The 18,209-nt window shown below is 39.5% G+C and carries 19 protein-coding genes and 1 pseudogene; 7 read left to right on the top strand and 13 right to left on the bottom strand.

Going from position 1 to position 18,209, the window contains the following annotated elements; all coding sequences use genetic code 11:
* Positions 1–153: 153 nt before the first annotated feature.
* The 3 genes from AC0C45_RS13785 to AC0C45_RS13775 all read right to left on the bottom strand — a co-directional run bounded on the left by AC0C45_RS13785 (position 154) and on the right by AC0C45_RS13775 (position 998).
* Positions 154–492 carry a zinc ribbon domain-containing protein YjdM gene (locus tag AC0C45_RS13785; RefSeq protein ID WP_016764918.1) on the bottom strand — a complete coding sequence of 113 codons (339 nt, stop codon included), beginning with the start codon at positions 490–492 and terminating at the stop codon, positions 154–156.
* A 90-nt stretch (positions 493–582) separates the two neighbouring features.
* A complete protein-coding gene (locus tag AC0C45_RS13780; protein WP_095379190.1) occupies positions 583–783 on the bottom strand; it encodes a hypothetical protein in 201 nt (66 codons plus the stop codon).
* 32 nt (positions 784–815) lie between these two features.
* Positions 816–998, bottom strand: a complete 183-nt coding sequence (locus tag AC0C45_RS13775) for a hypothetical protein (protein WP_013084028.1) — start codon at positions 996–998, stop codon at positions 816–818.
* Between the two features lie 226 nt (positions 999–1,224).
* Between AC0C45_RS13775 and AC0C45_RS13770 the strand changes: the two genes are divergently transcribed.
* Positions 1,225–1,563, top strand: coding sequence for a hypothetical protein (locus AC0C45_RS13770; RefSeq protein WP_047932183.1), 339 nt, complete (start codon positions 1,225–1,227; stop codon positions 1,561–1,563).
* Between the two features lie 29 nt (positions 1,564–1,592).
* On the opposite strand, the gene AC0C45_RS13765 is transcribed toward AC0C45_RS13770, so the two are convergent.
* From AC0C45_RS13765 to AC0C45_RS13755, 3 genes and pseudogenes are all read right to left on the bottom strand, one after another.
* Complete coding sequence (locus tag AC0C45_RS13765; RefSeq protein ID WP_237892589.1) at positions 1,593–2,204, bottom strand: CBO0543 family protein; 612 nt, start codon at positions 2,202–2,204, stop codon at positions 1,593–1,595.
* A gap of 38 nt (positions 2,205–2,242) precedes the next feature.
* Positions 2,243–2,743: a CBO0543 family protein gene (locus AC0C45_RS13760; protein WP_016764921.1), complete on the bottom strand. Its 501-nt coding sequence runs from the start codon at positions 2,741–2,743 to the stop codon at positions 2,243–2,245.
* Between the two features lie 297 nt (positions 2,744–3,040).
* Positions 3,041–4,640, bottom strand: a pseudogene (locus tag AC0C45_RS13755) (gamma-glutamyltransferase family protein).
* Between the two features lie 162 nt (positions 4,641–4,802).
* Between AC0C45_RS13755 and AC0C45_RS13750 the strand changes: the two are divergent.
* Positions 4,803–6,191 carry an alpha/beta fold hydrolase gene (locus AC0C45_RS13750; protein WP_472928209.1) on the top strand — a complete coding sequence of 463 codons (1,389 nt, stop codon included), beginning with the start codon at positions 4,803–4,805 and terminating at the stop codon, positions 6,189–6,191.
* Between the two features lie 36 nt (positions 6,192–6,227).
* Here AC0C45_RS13750 and AC0C45_RS13745 read toward each other — a convergent pair whose 3' ends face one another.
* Positions 6,228–6,773 carry a GNAT family N-acetyltransferase gene (locus AC0C45_RS13745; RefSeq protein WP_216875418.1) on the bottom strand — a complete coding sequence of 182 codons (546 nt, stop codon included), beginning with the start codon at positions 6,771–6,773 and terminating at the stop codon, positions 6,228–6,230.
* A gap of 93 nt (positions 6,774–6,866) precedes the next feature.
* Here AC0C45_RS13745 and AC0C45_RS13740 point away from each other — a divergent pair, with 93 nt between their 5' ends.
* Positions 6,867–7,340: a hypothetical protein gene (locus AC0C45_RS13740; protein ID WP_257061916.1), complete on the top strand. Its 474-nt coding sequence runs from the start codon at positions 6,867–6,869 to the stop codon at positions 7,338–7,340.
* Positions 7,341–7,812: 472 nt separating this feature from the next.
* Here the strand turns inward: AC0C45_RS13740 and AC0C45_RS13735 are convergent, their stop codons facing one another.
* The 3 genes from AC0C45_RS13735 to AC0C45_RS13725 all read right to left on the bottom strand — a co-directional run bounded on the left by AC0C45_RS13735 (position 7,813) and on the right by AC0C45_RS13725 (position 10,600).
* Entirely contained in the window at positions 7,813–8,997 is a 1,185-nt protein-coding gene (locus AC0C45_RS13735; RefSeq protein WP_257061915.1) for a M20 family metallopeptidase, read from the bottom strand.
* Positions 8,975–9,208, bottom strand: coding sequence for a hypothetical protein (locus tag AC0C45_RS13730; RefSeq protein WP_237892593.1), 234 nt, complete (start codon positions 9,206–9,208; stop codon positions 8,975–8,977). The genes AC0C45_RS13735 and AC0C45_RS13730 overlap by 23 nt, the downstream gene beginning before the upstream one ends.
* A 477-nt stretch (positions 9,209–9,685) precedes the next feature.
* Entirely contained in the window at positions 9,686–10,600 is a 915-nt protein-coding gene (locus tag AC0C45_RS13725; RefSeq protein WP_257061914.1) for an NAD(P)-dependent alcohol dehydrogenase, read from the bottom strand.
* Between the two features lie 170 nt (positions 10,601–10,770).
* Here AC0C45_RS13725 and AC0C45_RS13720 point away from each other — a divergent pair, with 170 nt between their 5' ends.
* The 4 genes from AC0C45_RS13720 (at position 10,771) to AC0C45_RS13705 (ending at position 15,255) form a co-directional block, all read left to right on the top strand.
* Complete coding sequence (locus AC0C45_RS13720; RefSeq protein WP_026106650.1) at positions 10,771–11,463, top strand: response regulator transcription factor; 693 nt, start codon at positions 10,771–10,773, stop codon at positions 11,461–11,463.
* Positions 11,456–12,460, top strand: coding sequence for a sensor histidine kinase (locus tag AC0C45_RS13715; protein WP_237892594.1), 1,005 nt, complete (start codon positions 11,456–11,458; stop codon positions 12,458–12,460). Before AC0C45_RS13720 ends, AC0C45_RS13715 begins: the two co-directional genes overlap by 8 nt.
* A 100-nt stretch (positions 12,461–12,560) precedes the next feature.
* Complete coding sequence (locus AC0C45_RS13710; protein WP_098112392.1) at positions 12,561–13,322, top strand: ABC transporter ATP-binding protein; 762 nt, start codon at positions 12,561–12,563, stop codon at positions 13,320–13,322.
* Positions 13,312–15,255, top strand: a complete 1,944-nt coding sequence (locus tag AC0C45_RS13705; RefSeq protein WP_472928208.1) for an ABC transporter permease — start codon at positions 13,312–13,314, stop codon at positions 15,253–15,255. The genes AC0C45_RS13710 and AC0C45_RS13705 overlap by 11 nt, the downstream gene beginning before the upstream one ends.
* Positions 15,256–15,303: 48 nt before the next feature.
* Here the strand turns inward: AC0C45_RS13705 and AC0C45_RS13700 are convergent, their stop codons facing one another.
* The 3 genes from AC0C45_RS13700 to AC0C45_RS13690 form a co-directional block, all read right to left on the bottom strand.
* Positions 15,304–15,918, bottom strand: a complete 615-nt coding sequence (locus tag AC0C45_RS13700) for a GNAT family N-acetyltransferase (protein WP_472928207.1) — start codon at positions 15,916–15,918, stop codon at positions 15,304–15,306.
* Positions 15,919–16,028: 110 nt separating this feature from the next.
* Positions 16,029–16,568 carry a dienelactone hydrolase family protein gene (locus AC0C45_RS13695; protein ID WP_472928206.1) on the bottom strand — a complete coding sequence of 180 codons (540 nt, stop codon included), beginning with the start codon at positions 16,566–16,568 and terminating at the stop codon, positions 16,029–16,031.
* A gap of 65 nt (positions 16,569–16,633) precedes the next feature.
* Positions 16,634–17,836, bottom strand: a complete 1,203-nt coding sequence (locus AC0C45_RS13690; protein ID WP_472928205.1) for an aminotransferase-like domain-containing protein — start codon at positions 17,834–17,836, stop codon at positions 16,634–16,636.
* Positions 17,837–18,209 lie beyond the last annotated feature (373 nt).

The following is an 18,209-nucleotide window of genomic DNA, read 5'->3' as shown; positions in this document are numbered from 1 at the left end:
TATCCAAACACTCAGACACTTTAAGTAAGTTCGGGACATTTAGCTAGATTCCTTCTGAAATAGACAAATTGGTCTATATATTTCGCTTTATCAGTTAAAACACATAGAAAAAAGCCAGAGTGAAGTTGTTCTTCATCCTGGCTTTTTTAATTCTTATGCTTTTTTAACAAACTGAGATTTTAAGCTCATCGCTCCAAATCCGTCAATTTTGCAGTCGATGTTATGATCGCCTTCTACTAAACGAATGCTTTTTACTTTCGTTCCGATTTTTACAACCGATGAGCTTCCTTTTACTTTTAAGTCTTTGATGACAGTAACTGAATCTCCGTCTTTTAAAAGGTTCCCGTTTGCATCTTTTACAGTCAGCTGTTCTTCCGTGCTTTCTGTTTTTTCATCTTGTCCCCATTCATGCCCACACTCCGGGCAGACGAACAGGTTTCCATCTTCATATGTATACTGTGATTGACAACTTGGGCAATTAGGTACATTCATTTTCTTTTCCTCCAGCAGCAGCTCGTAACCAATGGTACGATCACGAGATTACATTTTTTATCTGTTTTATACTGTCACAATTTCATGAGATTAACAAGCTTTTCTATTTCCTTGCTGCTGATGTTTTCTTTTCCAAATAAGTGAGCCGATAAACAGAACAAAACCCGCTCCAAAGACAAGAAGCTGATCTAAATAAAAGTTACCTGTTTTTACATACCGTATAATAAATAATCCTCCAAACATGAGCATCAGCATACATGAAAACCGAATGAGGTATGAATTGATTTCCATCTTTCATTCCTCCTTTTTGTAAGACTTTTTTGTTATGAAAAAAACGCGAACCATATGCCGAATGTAACCGCATATAACGGTAAAATGACGGCTAGTTTTTGCTTCCACCCTTTAAAAAAAGAAGAATTACGAGGCGCAAACCAAAGCTCTAACGTGCCGTATAATAAAAGTGCTCCCGCTGCTAGTATCGCAATCACAGTCTCTCCTAAGTCCATACTTACTCCTCACTTTCATTCTACGCACCTGAAGCTAAGCGCAGCGTATATAGTAAGTCTCATCATTATAAAAAAGCTTATAATCGTGATGCATACGAACTTTGAATACTTTTTCATACATACATTTATTACCATTATATCATAATAAAAGCATTTTTGAGACTTTTTATATATGTAAATTATTGTATAATAAAAAGTAGACACAGAGAAAAAAGGGGAGAATTTTTTGAAGAGAACTCAGCTTATTTTTGTTATTACACTGCTTATTGAAACTGGATTAACCTATGCGTGCTCATCATTTTTGTCTATCCGCTTTATTGAGCTTATGTTTTTTAGCGGACTTTTGTTTTCAGTTTTGACTTTTTGGTTTTCAAGCAGCGGAAGCAACAGCGCTCATTCTCACTATAAAACTCATTCCATGAGGTTAATGTCTGGGGCCAATATTGAACACAACCCGTTTCGTCTGCGCTGGACGGCTTATTTTTTTGCTTCTTTAAGCTTTACGGGAGTGGGCCTGATTTTTTTCGTTCTGCTGCTGACGGACGTTATTCCTCCAGTAAGCTAAAAAACCTGCTCTTCACAAAGAGCAGGAACTTACGAGAACAGCTTGAGAAGCAGGCATTTTCGCTTTACTTTATTCGCAACAGCTTGAGTCACATGATCTTTTAAAGGCCGAGTCAATATTCGTTTCAGGGGATGTTTTAGCATCCGTTTGCTCACGGGAACTTTAAAGATAACGCTGAGAACCACTGTTGCTAAAACCGAGAGCAGTAAGACCGCAAAAGGCTTTTTTTGAAACCATCTCGAGAAGATAAGCATCATTACGTAAATAAGTGCTGACCACCCCAAATGCCAGCCGTGCCTAAATGTAATTCCCTTACACCTGAGCCCAATCCATTCTACAAACGAAGCTGTACACACCCATTTTGTAATATATTTCACCTGCTTAGCAAGTGTAGACGGATAAGTAGCTAAGAACGACAAAATCATGAGGGGCGTAATGAACATAAGGTGTAAAACACGCAGTACTTTTAATGAAAGATGAGAAGATTTAAAATCCCAAAGCAATTTATCATTACATAAAAAGTAGTAGAGAATATTAAAAAAGCTCACGTATAAAACCCCAGCATACAGCTCGCGTATTTTGTTCCACGTTTTCTTATGGATATTTTGAAAAATCAGCCATAGAAGGATAGAAATATGCACCTTTGTTCACCTCTCTAACGTCGTTTTTAGAATCTCTGCTATTGTATTTTCGTTTCTTCCTGCTTCTTTTCAATTTTTCGAATCCATCCAATCAGCATTCGGTTAAGATACGATTTTAACGTTACGCTAGTAAAAGTGTGATACCACATCCAGCCTGTTTTCCACTCAATGAGCTTCGTTCGTTTTTCAGCCCATAATTCAATAAAAAACATTGGAATCGTAAAAAGCACAATTTTATATAAAACTTTTAACCCTTTATCGTAATACGTAGCTTGATTAATCATGACGGATATCATAGGATACAGCAAAAAGTCGAACAACACGTTAATTCTAAACTGTTTTTTCAATAAGCGAGTTGGATATCGAAGAAGGCCGTGAGTTACAATAAATTTATCAATAATACCATTTGTTAAGGCGTTAAATACATAGGCCAGCAGCCAGTCTTTAATCGGTGGTTTTCTAAATAAAAAAGGGAGAATTCCCAGGGCGATAAGTAGCATTACACGTAAAAATTTCACTTCAAACTTTTTATTTCTCATCACCTTTTCGCTCCTTTCACCAAGTGTTGTTAGCCTACCCTCATGTCAATTGGCAGCTTGAGACGGCTGTTCTCACCACTCTCAATTATTGCTTATATTAATTTATAAAGATACGCAGCAGCGTCTAATGTAAATTCCCCGTACATAACCCCTAAGTTCACGTTATCCATACATACGTAAATGTTTGTTTTAGTTTTAAGTTCCTTGAAGAGATTTATACATGTGGTTGAGACATGAAAAAAGCCCAACTCTAATCAGTACGGGCTTCTTCCTCCACCTATTGTGTTTTTTTAAACGTTACCATCCAGCTACAAATCCATCCGTTCGTGATTCACTTCCTCTGCATAGCACGCCGCTTTCAGGATCTCTCCAAATAATCTGTCCGCGCCCAAATGCCATTGAATCAACAGCTACTTCAATTTTATGTCCTTTTCGTTCAAGCGCTTGTGCTACGTGTGAGGGAAAAGCTGGCTCCACAAGCACCGTTTTATCTTTTTTCCACTGCCATCTTGGCGCGTCTAAAGCGGCTTGAGGATGAAGCTGAAAGTCAATCGTATTCATGACAACTTGCATATGTCCCTGCGGCTGCATAAAACCTCCCATCACGCCAAACGGTCCTACGGGCTCATTATTTTTAGTGAGAAAGCCTGGAATAATGGTATGAAACGTTTTTTTATTAGGAGCAAGGCAGTTATCGTGATCAGGGTCCATTGAAAAATTATGGCCGCGGTTTTGCAAGGCAATTCCCGTTTCTGGCACAACGATTCCAGAACCAAAGCCCATATAATTACTTTGAATAAATGAAACCATGTTTCCTGCTTCATCAGCCGTTGCTAAATACACAGTTCCGCTTCCGACAGGTTCTCCCGCTTCAGGCTGAAGAGCATGTTCTTTTATAAGACTTCGGCGATAGCTTGCATATGTATCAGACAGCAGCTCACTAACAGACACGCTCATTTTTGCTTCTTCCGTAATGTATTTTTCCGCAAACGCAAGCTTTATCGCTTTGTTTATGATACGTATCCACGGCATCTTTTTCTTGAAGCTCAAAGCCTTTGACGATATTTAATGCCATTAACGCAATAAGCCCCTGACCGTTCGGAGGAATTTCCCATACATCATATCCACGGTAGTGAGCGGAAATCGGGTTCACCCACTCAGGCTCATAAGCAGCCAAATCTTCCTTGGATAAAAAGCCGCTATATTTTTTGCTGAATGCATCAATACGATTCGCAAGCTCGCCTTTATAAAACGCTTCTGCATCTGTTTCACCAATGAGCTGAAGCGTATGGGCATGATGGATGGATGACCACATTTCTCCTGCTTTTGGTGCTCGTCCATTTGGGGCAAACGTTTGAAACCATGACTCAAATTCTTCGCTTGTATGTACTCGTTTGAACGTATCGTACGCTTGTTTCCATTGTTTCGCGAGAGTAGGCGCTAGCGGAAATCCTTCTTTGGCGTACTGAATGGCAGGCTGCAGTACTTGAGAAAGAGGCAGTTTGCCAAATCGCTTCGATAAAGCAGCCCAAGCAGCAGGAGCCCCGGGAACAGTAACGGGAATCATTCCGTCCTTAGGAATATCTCTGTATCCTTTTTCCTTTAGCGCATCAATGGAAATAGACTGCGGAGAAGGTCCGCTAGCGTTTAGTCCGTACAGCTGATCATTTGTCCAAACAAGCGCAAACGCGTCTCCTCCGATTCCATTAGATGCGGGCTCTAATACAGTAAGGCTCGCTGCTGTCGCGATTGCTGCATCAATGGCATTGCCGCCTTTTTTTAAAATATCAAGGCCTGCCTGCGCTGCGAGCGGCTGAGATGTAGATACCATTCCTTTTTTTGCATAAACGGGAACTCGGTAAGATGGATATGGATGATAATGCGGATCATAGGTCATAAAAGCGCCCCTTTTTAGATATTTAAATTTTCTAAATAATATAACTTCTTTTTTTTACCATATTCATAACGCATCGGCTTTTTTTATCTTAGAATGACATGACGCCTTTTACCTAAAATTGGTATACTGATAGAGTACAAGAATCGCCAAGGAGGATGATGTATGAAAAAAGTAAAAGCTGCCCTTCCACTCGCTGTTTCTTTAGCACTCGGACTTCAAGTACTCCCTATGTCCACTTCACCTGTTCAAGCTGAAGCAGCGGCAAATGCTGCTCATCATTCAGCAAAAGTTGAAGTCAAACGAGCAAACGCATTTTTAACGAATGTCGCCAACGGCAAAACAAAAGAAGCTAAGCGCTACTTTTCCCGCAGCCTGCAGTCCAAAATGAGTGAAGACAACCTAAAAACATGGTGGTCAGCTCTAACGGCTCAGTTTGGTTCTGTAAAAAAGATTGGTACATCTGTACAAGGTGAAGTCAATACCGTTCATCGAAATATAGAAATCCCAATTGAATTTGAACACGTATCAGCTACTTTAACCGTTCGATTTAGTCAAAATCGTCAAATTGATGATTGGCGAATCGTACCGGAGGAGCGCCAGTTTTCGTTTTCCACACCGTCTTATGACACCCCTAAGAACTACAGTGAAAAACAGCTTTCAATCGGCAAAGCACCTTACGAACTTCCAGCAACGCTTACTCTTCCAACACGTTCAAAACATCAAAATGTACCCGTTGTCATATTAGTTCACGGATCAGGACCTTCTGATCAAGATGAAACGTTTATGAGCTTAAAGCCGTTTCGAGATCTGGCTTCTGGACTGGCTTCTCGAGGAATCGCCGTTTTACGCTACAACAAGCGTACATACGAACATACAGCTAAAATGTCCGGTGAAAGTAAAATAAACGTTGACGATGAAACAACGGATGATGCCGTACTCGCAGTCAAAGCAATGGCGAAACAAAAAGGTATCGACAGCCGCAATATTTTTATACTGGGACACAGTCAAGGCGGCATGATGATGCCCAGAATTTTAAAGCAAACGCAGGACAAAAGCGTGCGCGGCTCTATTTTACTTGCTGCACCGAGCTGCACACTTCCAGAGTTAATGCTTGAACAATTTGCCTATCTTGTATCGCTGAATCAGCTTCCAAAAGAGCAGCTTACTTTTTTTCAGCAGCAGTTTGCCATTTTACAAGACCCAAGCTTTTCGCCAGCTCAGCCGCCAAAAGAGTTCCTGCTTGGCACGCCTTATTTTTGGTATGACTTAGCTCACTGGCACCCTGCAGAAGTCGCAAAATCTCAGGACACGCCTCTGCTTTTTTTACAAGGAGCGCGTGATTATCAAGTAACGACGGAAGATTTTGAAGGCTGGAAACAAAACTTATCTCAGCGTTCCAAAACTTCTTTTAAGCTTTATCCAAAGCTCAACCACTTTTTCACAGAAGGAACTGGTGAAAAAAGCACGCCCGATGAATATGCTGTTTCAGCCAACATTCCTTCTTATATCATTGATGATATTGTGAAATGGGTTCGTGAAACGAAAAAATAAGAGAACGGGGCGCTGTTTTTCCAGCGCCTTGTTCTCTTATCCATTAAACCGCCCCATCACAACCGTATTATAGTACTTGCCGTCTGACAGCAGCCTGTCATTTTTTAATACTCCTTCTACTTCAAACCCGAACTTTGTATATAAATCAATCGCTTTTTTATTGGTCTCTAGCACGTTCAGCGTCATTTTATTCATGCCCGCGCTATCTGCCCACAGTATGGATTGCTGTAAAAGACCTTTGCCAATTCCGTAGTCCCAACATGCTTTTGCGACGCATACGCCAAACTCTACTTTATGGACAAATCGTTTCAACTCGTTGCCTTCGCATCTTGAAAACCCGACAATTTCATTATGTACACTTGCTACTAAAAATAAGTTTCGTTTACTTTCTGTGTCACGTTGAATAAGTTTTTCAAAATCGGATTCGTCCATATACCCTTCTCCTGACTCACGATCTAAATTTTCCGTTTCTCCGTCTAGCTGAACTCTTAGATGAGACAGTTCGTCTGCATCGCTAGTGTCAGCTGAGCGAATGATGTATTGAAGTCCTTTTACCTTGTAAATCTGCGGGTTGATAACCATTGTATACCTCCAAACGTCTTTCTCTCATTCAATCTATTAATTTGGTTTTATTTCCTTTATTATAAATCTTATACATAAAGAGATGGAAGAGAGTTGAACAAGTTGCTTTGGTTATTGCTTTTGATCCTATACGGCATTTACAAGTTCTATAAATCAAGGAGACCGCTAACGAAGTTTGATCATTTTTACGAGAGAGCGTTTGATCTGGAAGAGAAAAAGCGTTACGGAGATGCGCTTGATATACGTAACCAAGGAATTGAACTCCATACCCTTACCGATTTAGAACGAGCTGATTTACATTTAGCAAACGGGCGTATGCTTTTGAAACTAAAGCAGTATGAACAAGCAACGAAACACTATGACGCCTCATTTAAACTAGCAAAATATGAAAAATTCCCTTACTCAGAAGGATTCGACGAAGTCATTGAAGCCTACTTGTATGCGGGGCGTAAAGAAGATGCGCTGATAATAATCAACGACATGTTAAAACGGCAAAGCTATGATCAAAAATTTAAAAAGCTAGAGTCTTTAAAAGAAAAGCTTCTTTCATACGAAGACTCATGGTGAAATTAAACAAATGAAAGCGTATTATTAAGAGCGATTGAGGTGAGCATAGTGGTTATAACGGTTATTGTAGGAGTGCTGGGTCTAATTGGTTTAATTGCAGCAGGATTTGCAACGAATTATAAAGATACGAAGTAAGACGTTGTAAAGAAGAGTGGGTGGGGCAAACGTAGTTTAGTTGAAAAAAGATCCGAACCATAAACCGTTGGGATCTTTTCATTGTGTTGGCGAACTTAAATTTAATCTATGTAGTAGCTTCTAGCTGTTGGTTGGAGGACAAGACGGAGACTCCTGCGGGAAAAGCGGAATAGGTGAGACCCTGCCGGAGCGTATGCGACGAGGAGGCTCACCGGCCGCCCGCGGAAAGCGAAGTCTTGCACGGAAACCAACAGCGGTGTCACAAGCGATTCATACGAGCTCCTTTGTCCCTTTTTTCGTCTTTAGATTGGGTAATTGTATGTCTGAACCTCTTTTTTTAACGAGCCAACAGCTTTTCAGTAACGCGCAAAAACATCTTTACTCCAACTTCAAGCGAGGCTTCATCTACTGTAAACTTCGGATGATGATGAGGGTAAACGATGCCTTGTTCTTCATTTCGCGCTCCGATGTTAAAAAATGCTCCTTCCGTTTCTTGCAGGTAAGCTGAAAAATCTTCTCCTCCCATTTTAGGAGACAGCGTTTTAACACGTTCTTTTCCATATTCTTCGATAGCCGTTTCTTCAATTAAACGCGTAATTTCTTTAGAGTTAATGACGGGATGGTAGCCTTTTTCATATGTGAAGGTGTACTCTGCACCGTAGGCTTCTGTTAGTCCTTTGACGATACGGTCAATTTGTGCCGGAACTTTTTCTCGTAGAGCGGCGTCAAAGCTTCGAACGGTACCGTTGAGCTCCACTTTATCAGGAAGTACGTTGTGCGTAGTTCCACCGTGGAATTGTGTAACCGATACGACTAATTTATCGATTGGATTCGTCGTTCTTGAAACGATGGTTTGAAGGTTCGTAACAATTTGCGCTCCTACAACGATGGCATCAACTGCTTCATGAGGCGCTGCGGCGTGTCCTCCTTTTCCTTTAATCGATATATTAAACGTGTCAGGCGAAGCCATCATAGGACCTGCAAGCACGCCGATTTCTCCCACGGGAAGACCAGAATTCAAATGTGTACCAATTACATAATCCACACCTTCCATCACGCCTTCTTTCACAAGTTCCTGCGCTCCCCCGGGCAGCAGCTCTTCTGCGTGTTGAAAAATCAAGCGAATTTCTCCTTTAAATTCATTTCCTAACTGAGAAAGAACAGAGGCTACTCCTAGCAAAATAGCCGTGTGACCGTCATGGCCGCATGCATGCATCACGCCTTTATGAACCGAAGCAAATGCAAACGTGTTTTCTTCTTCAATCGGCAGCGCGTCCATATCCGCTCGAATCGCAACCACTTTTCCCTGCTCTTTTCCTACTAATCTAGCCACTACGCTTGTTGGTGTAGGGCGCGTAATGATAAAGCTTCCAAACGAACGAAGCGTATCTTCAACAAACTGAGCCGTTCGATGCTCTTGAAACGATAATTCAGGATAGCGATGAAAGTGTCTTCTCCACTCAATTACCTGCTTTTTTAAGCTTTCTGTTACGCTGTATTCACCGATTGATTTGACTGTCATAAACAAACTCCCCCTTTGTTTGACTATATCGATTGGCTGGAACGGAAAGATTTAAATTTCCGCGCAGCGTATTGCTTTCATACGAAGTATCGTAAAGCCCATGCTCCTGTAAGATAGGCACCACTTTTTCCACAAATTGATGAAACGTCTCGCTCATAAACGGACGAAGCACAAATCCATCAGCTGCTTCCTGCTCATGCCATTTTTGCATTTCATCCGCTACGTGCTCAGGTGTTCCTGAAAACGGCGAACGAGGCAAAATTGTTTCAAGCGCGACTTCTCTTAACGTTAATTTCCTAGCAGCCGCCGCTTGTTTAATTTTATTTGTCGTACTTTGAAAGGCATTGGCTCCGATATCCCCTACCTCTGGAAACGGTGCGTCTACGTCAAATTGATGAAAGTCGTAGTCATCAAAAAAACGAGATAGATATGTAATGGCATGATCAATTGGAATTAAAGCGGCAAGCTCTCTATATCTTCTCTCTATATCTTCTCTCTATATCTTCTTTCTACATCTTCCTTGCTATCTCCTATAATTAAATCAATACTTAAAAAAAAGAGATGCTTTGATTGTTCAAAGCATCTCCAGTCGTCTGGTCGATCGGTTTTAAATAGCTGTTTAATTGACTTATCTGCATGTTATACCTACTATCCGGGTAAATCAAATCATCTTTTCAAATATGTAGTTTTATTCCTTTAAAACTACAACCACATTTCCTACCTTATGTCCGGTCTCTACGTACTCATGAGCTGCTGGAATTTGTTCTAAAAAGTAACATCTATCAATCACTGATTTTATCCTCCCTTCTTCCATCAGCTTTTTAAGAAGTAATAAATCTTCCGTCTGCACTTTGGCAATTCCTTGCCCTTCGACTGAAACAAAGCGTCCATTTAAGGCTAACGCTCCCTTGCACTGATTTTTTGTGATTTTTCCAATAGCATCAAAAATAAGATTATATCTTTCTTCTTTTTTATTAAAATCTTCGTTTTGGTAGTCGATGACGTAATCTGCTCCTAAAGATTTTACTAGTTCACTATTTTTAGCACTGCACACGCCTGTCACTTCAGCTCCGTAATAGCTCGCAAGCTGTACAGCGGCAGTTCCTACAGCACCTGAAGCACCGTAGATAAGCACTTTTTGCCCGGCTTGAATGTTTCCTTTTCTAAAAAAATGCAGCGCCGTCGTGCCTCCGAAAGAAATAGAGGCGGCTTCTTCATGGGTTACATTCTCTGGCTTTACGGCTATCGTCCCCTTTTCTGGTAAGCAGATATATTCCGCATATCCTCCGAACTTCATGCCTGTCATCGCAAAAAGCTGGTCGCCTTTTTTGAACCGCGTTACGTTCTTTCCGACGTCCTCTACTTCTCCGGCCAGCTCTACGCCTAGTATTGATTTTCTAGGCTTCCGTAATCCTAAAACTATTCGCATTGGAAGCCATAACAGCAGTGGACTGTTAAAGCTCCTCACTCTGCAGTCGCCCGATGTGACCGTGGTGGCATGAATTTTTATCAGTATTTCATTCTCTTTTGGAATAGGCTTTTCCACTTCTTCAAGCTGAAGAACATCTGGTTTACCATACTTTGTACATACCATTGCTTTCATAACAGCTCTCCTTTTTTCACTAGAGTTCAATATATGTTTATAAACTATGCTCGTCGAAAGCTATTCTTTCACATTTTATAAAGAACGCTGGTGAATCTACTATCACATATGGTAAATAAAAGGATATTGCTATAAAATAAGTATAAAAACAGAAAGCGTGGTACGTGTTATTGTTTAAACTTCTTTTAATTGAAGACGATGTAACGCTGTTTAACGAACTGAAAGAACGGTTGGAGCAATGGTCTTATGATGTTTACGGCATCCGTGATTTCAGTAACGTTATGCAGGAGTTTAGCGAGGTAAAACCTGATTTAGTTATTATGGATATTCAGCTGCCGAAGTATGACGGATTTCACTGGTGCAGAATGATTCGTTCTCATTCAAAAATCCCTATTATTTTTCTATCTTCACGTGATCATCCTTCTGATATGGTAATGTCTATGCAGTTTGGCGCAGACGACTTTGTGCAAAAGCCGTTTCATTTTGATGTGCTTGTAGCAAAAATACAGGCCCTTCTCCGCCGCGTGTATAATTACAGCGTTGAACAAGTAAACCTTCTTTCGTGGCAAGGAGCTACGATTGATTATGAAAAAAATAAAGTATCAGCGGGATCTACAGCTATTGATTTAACCAAAAATGAAATCTTTATTTTAAAATGCTTAATACATAAAAAGAATACGATTGTAAGCCGAGATGAACTGATTAATAGTTTGTGGGAAGATAAACGGTTTATCAGTGACAATACGCTGACGGTAAACGTCAATCGCCTGCGAAAAAAATTAGATGAAATTGGACTTGGAGCTTTTATTGAAACAAAAGTCGGCCAAGGCTACGTAGCCATTGAAGAGGAACGCTATGATTAAACTCTTTATTCGGGAGCGTCTAAGCTGGATTCTTTTCTTTTTCATCATACATTTTTTTATGTTTTTTATCGCGTATATTGATGAATCCATTCCTCTGTCTTCGATTCTCTATATCGTGTTTTTATCATCGATTATCTTTCTTATTTTCTGCGTCTTCCGCTATCACAAAGAAACGAAATTTTATCAAAAGTTAAAAGATGAAGAAGACTTCTTTGATTCTTCTACTCTTTCTCATCCGCTGCGTCCGTTTGAAAAGATTGTTCAGCGAAATCTGATGCAACAATTAGAACAAGCGAAAAAAGATGGCGTGCAAACTCTGCTGCACGTGACGCAGGAAAAAGATGAACTGTTAGCTTGGATTCACGAAATTAAAACGCCGTTAACTGCGATGCATTTAATAATTGAACGCTTAGAAAATCGAGAAGTTAAAGCAAACTTGACGTTCGAGTGGCTACGTATTCATTTTTTACTTGATCAACAGCTGCATCAAAAGCGCATTTTCTTTATCCAAAATGATATGTATATTGAACATCTGGATTTAGAGTCCCTTATTTTCACTGAAATCAAAACGCTGCAAGCTTGGTGCATGCAAAAAAATATTGGGTTTGATGTGGACCTACAGGCAGAACGTGTACTGTGTGATGCAAAGTGGCTTTCGTTTATTATGAGACAGCTGTTAACAAACGCAGTTAAGTACAGTGAAGAATCTGATGTGATGATTAGAAGCTACGAGCACCGCGGTCAAGTATACATCGAGGTAAAAGATAGCGGACGCGGCATTTCTCCTCAAGATATGCCGCGCATTTTTGATAAAGGTTTTACCTCCACTACTCAGCATGAAGACAGCCGTGCCACAGGCATGGGTCTGTATCTCGCTCAAAAAGCGGCGCACGCTCTTTCGATTCATATTGGCGTGAAGTCCGTTCTTAACGAAGGCACGACATTTACGCTTGCCTTTCCTAAATCAAATGATTTTGTTGAGATGAAAAGCATGTGACAAAAATGTCACATGCTTTCGTTATTTGTTCGGTGAATCAAAGGAAAACGAAAGTCCCTTTTTTTATAATAAACGTATCGAATTAAAGGAGTGAATACATATGAACATATTAGAAGCTACTAATATTCATAAAAGCTACGGAAATAAATTTAATAAACAAGAAGTATTAAAAGGTGTAGATATTACCATTATGAAAGGAGAATTTGTAGGAATTATGGGCGCTTCAGGCTCAGGCAAGACGACTCTTCTGAACGTGCTTTCCTCCATTGATAAAATCAACGGAGGAACCATCAAAATCGAAGGAAATGAAATTAGCAGAATGAAAGAAAAGCAGTTAGCAAACTTTCGAAAAACACATTTGGGCTTTATCTTTCAAGACTATAACTTGCTCGATACGCTGACAGTCAAAGAAAATATCCTCTTGCCGCTTTCTGTTGTCAAAACTCCTTCAGCAGTAGCTCACAAAAAATTTGATGCGCTGGCCAAACAGCTTGGCATCTACGAGCTGAAAGACAAATATCCAAATGAAATTTCGGGCGGACAAAAACAGCGTACCTCTGCCGCAAGAGCCTTTATTCATGAGCCAAGTATGATTTTTGCTGACGAACCAACGGGTGCACTTGACTCAAAAGCAGCCAGCGATTTGTTAAACAAACTGACCGAGCTTAATGACAAAAGAAGCGCAAGTATTGTGATGGTAACGCATGACCCAGTGGCAGCCAGCTACTGCAGCAAAGTCATTTTTATAAAAGACGGACAAATTTATACGCAGCTGTACAAAGGCGACCAAACGCGAAAAGACTTCTTTGAAGATATTATGAAAACGCAAGGCGTACTAGGCGGAGTGCAAGATGAATATTAATCAGCTCATTTTACGCAACTTCAAAAAGAATGTAAAAAACTATTATTTATACGTTTTTGCACTGGTTTTCAGCGCAGCTTTGTATTTTGCTTTTGTCACGCTTCAGTATGATCCTGCTCTTGATGCAACCAAAGGCTCCATTAAAGGAGGCGCAGCCGTTCGGGCCGCTTCTGTTTTACTTGTAGCCATCGTTTCTATCTTTCTATTATATGCAAATACGATTTTTATTAAGCGGCGCAGTAAAGAAATTGGCTTATTTCAGCTAATTGGCATGACCAAAACAAGAATTTTCCGTATTTTGACCGCTGAAAATTTTATGCTGTACTTTAGCTCGCTGATTGTCGGCATTTTAATTGGGTTTTCGTTTTCAAAAGTAATCATTATGATTTTATTTAAAATTACGGACACCAAAGGTATCGCAAAACTTCATTTTTCTGAAGAAGCCCTGATTCAAACGCTTATTGTGTTCGGAGTCATCTATTTACTGATTATGACGATGAACTATCTTTTTATTAAAAGACAGACCATTTTAGCCCTATTCCGCGTTACGTCATCAACAGAAGGCAAAACAAAAAAAATTAGTATACTTGAAATTATTATTGGAATTCTTGGCATGACCTTTATTGCTTCCGGCTACTATATTTCTGCTAAATTGTTTGACGGATCTTTTACAAGCATGAATGCTTTGTCCATCGCAATGGTATCCATTTTAGCTTCGGTTATCATCGGAACCTATTTGTTCTATAAAGGCTCAGTTCGCTTTTTATTAAATCTGATGCGGAAAAGCAAAAAAGGCTATTTATCGATTAACAATGTATTATCTCTTTCTTCGATTATGTTTCGCATGAAATCAAACGCACTGTTGCTAACGGTTATTACAACCGTATCCGCTCTGGCTATTGGCCTATTGTGCTTGAGCTACATCTCTTATTATTCTGCTGAAAAGTCGGCTGAAGATTATGTACCTAACGATTTTTCTATCAATAATACAAAAGACGCTGCTTCGTTTAAAGCTGCGCTGAATCGGAAGAAAATAGCCTACACGGAAAAAAAGATCGACGTCACCCAAGTAAAAGCAAACGTAAAAAGCATCTTAGAAAATAATTTAGAAGCCCCAATGGTAGACTCGTCCGCTATGGTTTTTTCGGTTGTTAGTGAAAAATCTGTTAATGGTGTAAATGTAGCTCAAAATGAAACTTTGTTTACCGGCTATAATGATATGCTTCAACGAGTAAATTCATTTAAAGATTCCGGAGAAATTGAGCTAAAAGGAAAGAAAGAAGTCATTCCGCAAAAGTATATAGGCTTAAATCGAAAATTTCTCTTATCTACTTATTTTACGAGCGGTATGCCTACTATGATTGTAGACGATTCCGTGTTTAATGAACTGAAAAAAGACGTGGATCCTTCTATTCAAAAAGAATCTTCTGTGTACACAGGGGTAGATATATCACAAGAAAATGACTTACCAAAAGCAAACGAGATTTTCAAAGAAATGAAGTTGGGGAATCATAACTTCAATGATTCGCGTATCGAAACGGTAAAAAGCCAAAAGCAGACTATGGGTCTAATTATGTTCATTGTCGCTTTCCTTGGGCTAGCATTTTTAATCACATCAGGGTGCATTCTTTACTTTAAGCAAATGGATGAAAGTGAAGATGAAAAACCTAACTATACGATTCTTAGAAAATTAGGCTTTACCGACAAAGACTTATTAACCGGCATAATAATTAAGCAGCTTTTTAACTTCGGCATTCCGTTAGTCGTAGGTTTACTACACAGTTATTTTGCCGTACAATCCGGGTGGTTCTTATTTGGAACAGAGCTTTGGACACCAATGATTATCGTTATGATTATCTATACGGCACTCTACTCTATTTTTGGTATTTTATCTGTTCTTTACTATAAAAAAATTATTAAAGAAGCTCTTTAAAGATTAAAAGCACAAGCTATAGCTTGTGCTTTTGATCTTTACATGCCACTAATTGCTGGCATTTTCTTTATTTCCCTGACTGGCTGCATGTAAAAAACTTTCTAGTCGCTTTTTGACAAACGGCCACTCGTCGTCAATTACACTGAAAATAACCGAATCTCGTACGTATCCATCAGGTAAAACCATGTGTTTTCTGGTGATACCTTCTTGCGTGGCACCCAAGCGTTTAATAGCCGCTCTAGAGCGATTGTTTCGCACATCCGTTTTGAATTGAACGCGGTGAAGCTTCAGCTCTTCAAAACAGTATTTTAATAATAAATACTTACACTCCGTATTGACCCGGGTGCGCCACACGGATGGATGATACCACGTCCACCCTATTTCGACACTTTTGTTGGGAAGTGATATATCTAAAAATCTTGTGCTTCCTAAAATTGAATGTGACTCTATATCAAATACAGCAAAAGGCAGCTCGCTTCCCTCTTGCTTGGCTTTTAAAGCACTTTCAATCAGCCGTTTCATATCACTTAGACTATGAACTTTTATCGGGAGATGCTCCCAAATTTCTTTCGGTTTTGCAGCTTCATATAATTCTTGTTCATGTATTTTTTCAAGCGGCATTAGCTTTACCGCTGTTCCTGCAAGCTCAACTGACTGTAACATAATCTCGCTCCTTTTCGATACATTTAAAGTAAATGTTAATACGTGTATATGTACTGAAAAAGGGTCAGTTTCTGCTTATTGGAAGGTATCACTTTCAGCATATATATCTATTAATCAGCTAAGTGTTTTTTGAGAAACTCACTTATTGTTTGGAAGGCTTGGTCCGCTGATTCTTTATTAAAGGCTTGTGAAAAAGGATTCATAAAACCATGAACGCCATAAAACTTTTTGATTTCCAAAAGCGGTTCTCTTTTTTGGACTAGTGAGTTTATTAAACAGTCTACATCAAATGTTTGCTCTTCAGCAGGAAAAATAAGAAGAGTTGGGCAAACAGGACTTCTATTTACATAATCTCTAATACGTGATCCGTAACAGCCAATCACAAAGTTACACAAATTGCTTTCACTGCATACCCACGACATTGTTGCTCCTACACTGAAGCCTATAACTCCTACTTCTTCATATTCTTGTTTTAGTTGAATTAACATGTTAGTAATTTGTCTTGAACCCTCATCCATACCAATGTTTTGAACAAAGTTTTGATAAGCCATTCCTTCTTCTTTATAGCTATAAGGAACGTCGTTAGATAATAAGTTAGGACAGATAATATCTGCCTCTAACTTAGACAATTTCTCTTTCATAAAATTCATATGATCGTTCACACCGTATATTTCATGAATTAATAAAATGGCTTTATTTGATTTTTTCATTTCTTTTATAAAACAGTCGTTTCTCTCGCCAGTTCACGGTGCAATACGTCTCCCATGCGCTTCATGCCTTCAACGATTTGTTCAGCAGACATGTTAGAGTAATTCAAGCGCAGCGCGTTGTTTCTTGTGCCGTTTGGAAAGAATGGCGTTCCAGGCACACAGGCTACGTTATTTTTTAGACACTCTGAAAAGATATGTGCTGAATCGATACCTTGGGGCAGTTCTACCCAAATAAACAATCCGCCTTCTGGCTTACTGTAAGACAAATTCTCCGGAAAAAATTCTTCAATGCACGACAGCATTTGGGTACATCGCTCTTTGTATACGGCTTTAATTTTTTGAATGTGCTCTTCGATATCATAAAGCTCCATGTACTTAGCCGTTACGCGCTGAGCAAAGCTGTCCGTATGCAAGTCAGCCACTTGCTTAAACGCTACGTACTTATCAATGAAAGCTTCGTCTGCACATACCCAGCCGATTCGAAGACCTGGTGCAAAAATTTTAGAGAATGTGCTGATGTAAATCACTCTGTTTTCTGTATCAAAATGCTTAACCGGCGGGAGCGCTTCTCCTGCAAATCGGACTCCTCCGTACGGATTATCTTCTACAATCAGCACGTCGTATGCGTTCGCAAGTTCGATCATTCGCTGACGTCTTTCTCGCGTTAAGGTGCGCCCTGTAGGATTTTGAAAATCAGGAATCGTATAAATAAATTTAGCCTGTGGATTTTCCTGAAGCTTTTTCTCTAGCTCTTCCATAATCATTCCATCTTCGTCCATGTCTACTTCTACAAACGTCGCATTGTAGGATTTAAATACGTTAATGGCCGCTAGGTACGTTGGGCTTTCACAGATTACCACGTCTCCGTCATTAAGGAACAGTCTTCCGGTAAGATCGATTGCCTGCTGAGATCCGGACGTAATTAAAATGTTCGAAATCGTGGACTCAATGCCGATGTCCTGCATTCGTTTAGAAATTGCTTCTCGTAAAGGGATATACCCCTCTGTTGTACTATATTGAAGCGAAGCGGCTCCGTCTTCACTTAATACGGCGCGGCACGCATCGTTCATTGCTTCAACGGGAAATAGCTCCGGTGCTGGAAGTCCTCCTGCAAACGAAATGACTTCTGGTCGTTCCGTTACTTTTAAGATTTCACGCGTTTCAGAGGATTTTACAAGACTAGCTCGTTGGGCAAATTTATCTTTCATTGATGATCATTCCTTTTCTAGATTTTAAACTTTTAATAACGAGTTAATTATTCGAATAGTCAGAAAAATTAAAGCAAAAACCTTCCCTATGAGCTCAGGCTTCTTTTAAGCCTTGGAAGATGCCTTTTTAATAGACAACCAGCATCTGCTTGCTCTCTGACTCTTCATTTCTTCTTGATGTCATGTTCTCCTTTCGGTACATATTTTTCTTATTCACTATTTGTAATACAAATCAAAGGTCGTACGATAAATATGGCCTTGTATTTAATGTATGTTAAAAAGGATAACATAAAAATCAAATAAATAAACAATAAATTCTATAAATTCTTAATTTTTTATGCAAATATATTTATCTTAGTAAATTATTTTGTAA

It is taken from the genome of Priestia sp. VA7 (assembly GCF_055710015.1).
The sequence above is the reverse complement of the archived record's forward strand: the minus strand, read 5'-3'. Positions and strand labels throughout refer to the sequence as shown.

What these genes read in the sequence shown, in the direction of transcription:
- AC0C45_RS13745 (WP_216875418.1), bottom strand. Translation starts at nt 6,773, where the DNA reads ATGGTTATCAACCCGCAGATTTACAAGGTAAAAGGACTTCAATACATC.
- AC0C45_RS13735 (WP_257061915.1), bottom strand. Translation starts at nt 8,997, where the DNA reads ATGACAGTCAAATCAATCGGTGAATACAGCGTAACAGAAAGCTTAAAA.
- AC0C45_RS13710 (WP_098112392.1), top strand. Translation starts at nt 12,561, where the DNA reads ATGAACATATTAGAAGCTACTAATATTCATAAAAGCTACGGAAATAAA.
- AC0C45_RS13695 (WP_472928206.1), bottom strand. Translation starts at nt 16,568, where the DNA reads ATGAATTTTATGAAAGAGAAATTGTCTAAGTTAGAGGCAGATATTATC.
- AC0C45_RS13785 (WP_016764918.1), bottom strand. Translation starts at nt 492, where the DNA reads ATGAATGTACCTAATTGCCCAAGTTGTCAATCACAGTATACATATGAA.
- AC0C45_RS13700 (WP_472928207.1), bottom strand. Translation starts at nt 15,918, where the DNA reads ATGTTACAGTCAGTTGAGCTTGCAGGAACAGCGGTAAAGCTAATGCCG.
- AC0C45_RS13730 (WP_237892593.1), bottom strand. Translation starts at nt 9,208, where the DNA reads ATGCAAAAATGGCATGAGCAGGAAGCAGCTGATGGATTTGTGCTTCGT.
- AC0C45_RS13760 (WP_016764921.1), bottom strand. Translation starts at nt 2,743, where the DNA reads ATGAGAAATAAAAAGTTTGAAGTGAAATTTTTACGTGTAATGCTACTT.
- AC0C45_RS13750 (WP_472928209.1), top strand. Translation starts at nt 4,803, where the DNA reads ATGAAAAAAGTAAAAGCTGCCCTTCCACTCGCTGTTTCTTTAGCACTC.
- AC0C45_RS13780 (WP_095379190.1), bottom strand. Translation starts at nt 783, where the DNA reads ATGGAAATCAATTCATACCTCATTCGGTTTTCATGTATGCTGATGCTC.
- AC0C45_RS13725 (WP_257061914.1), bottom strand. Translation starts at nt 10,600, where the DNA reads ATGAAAGCAATGGTATGTACAAAGTATGGTAAACCAGATGTTCTTCAG.
- AC0C45_RS13705 (WP_472928208.1), top strand. Translation starts at nt 13,312, where the DNA reads ATGAATATTAATCAGCTCATTTTACGCAACTTCAAAAAGAATGTAAAA.
- AC0C45_RS13775 (WP_013084028.1), bottom strand. Translation starts at nt 998, where the DNA reads ATGGACTTAGGAGAGACTGTGATTGCGATACTAGCAGCGGGAGCACTT.
- AC0C45_RS13715 (WP_237892594.1), top strand. Translation starts at nt 11,456, where the DNA reads ATGATTAAACTCTTTATTCGGGAGCGTCTAAGCTGGATTCTTTTCTTT.
- AC0C45_RS13690 (WP_472928205.1), bottom strand. Translation starts at nt 17,836, where the DNA reads ATGAAAGATAAATTTGCCCAACGAGCTAGTCTTGTAAAATCCTCTGAA.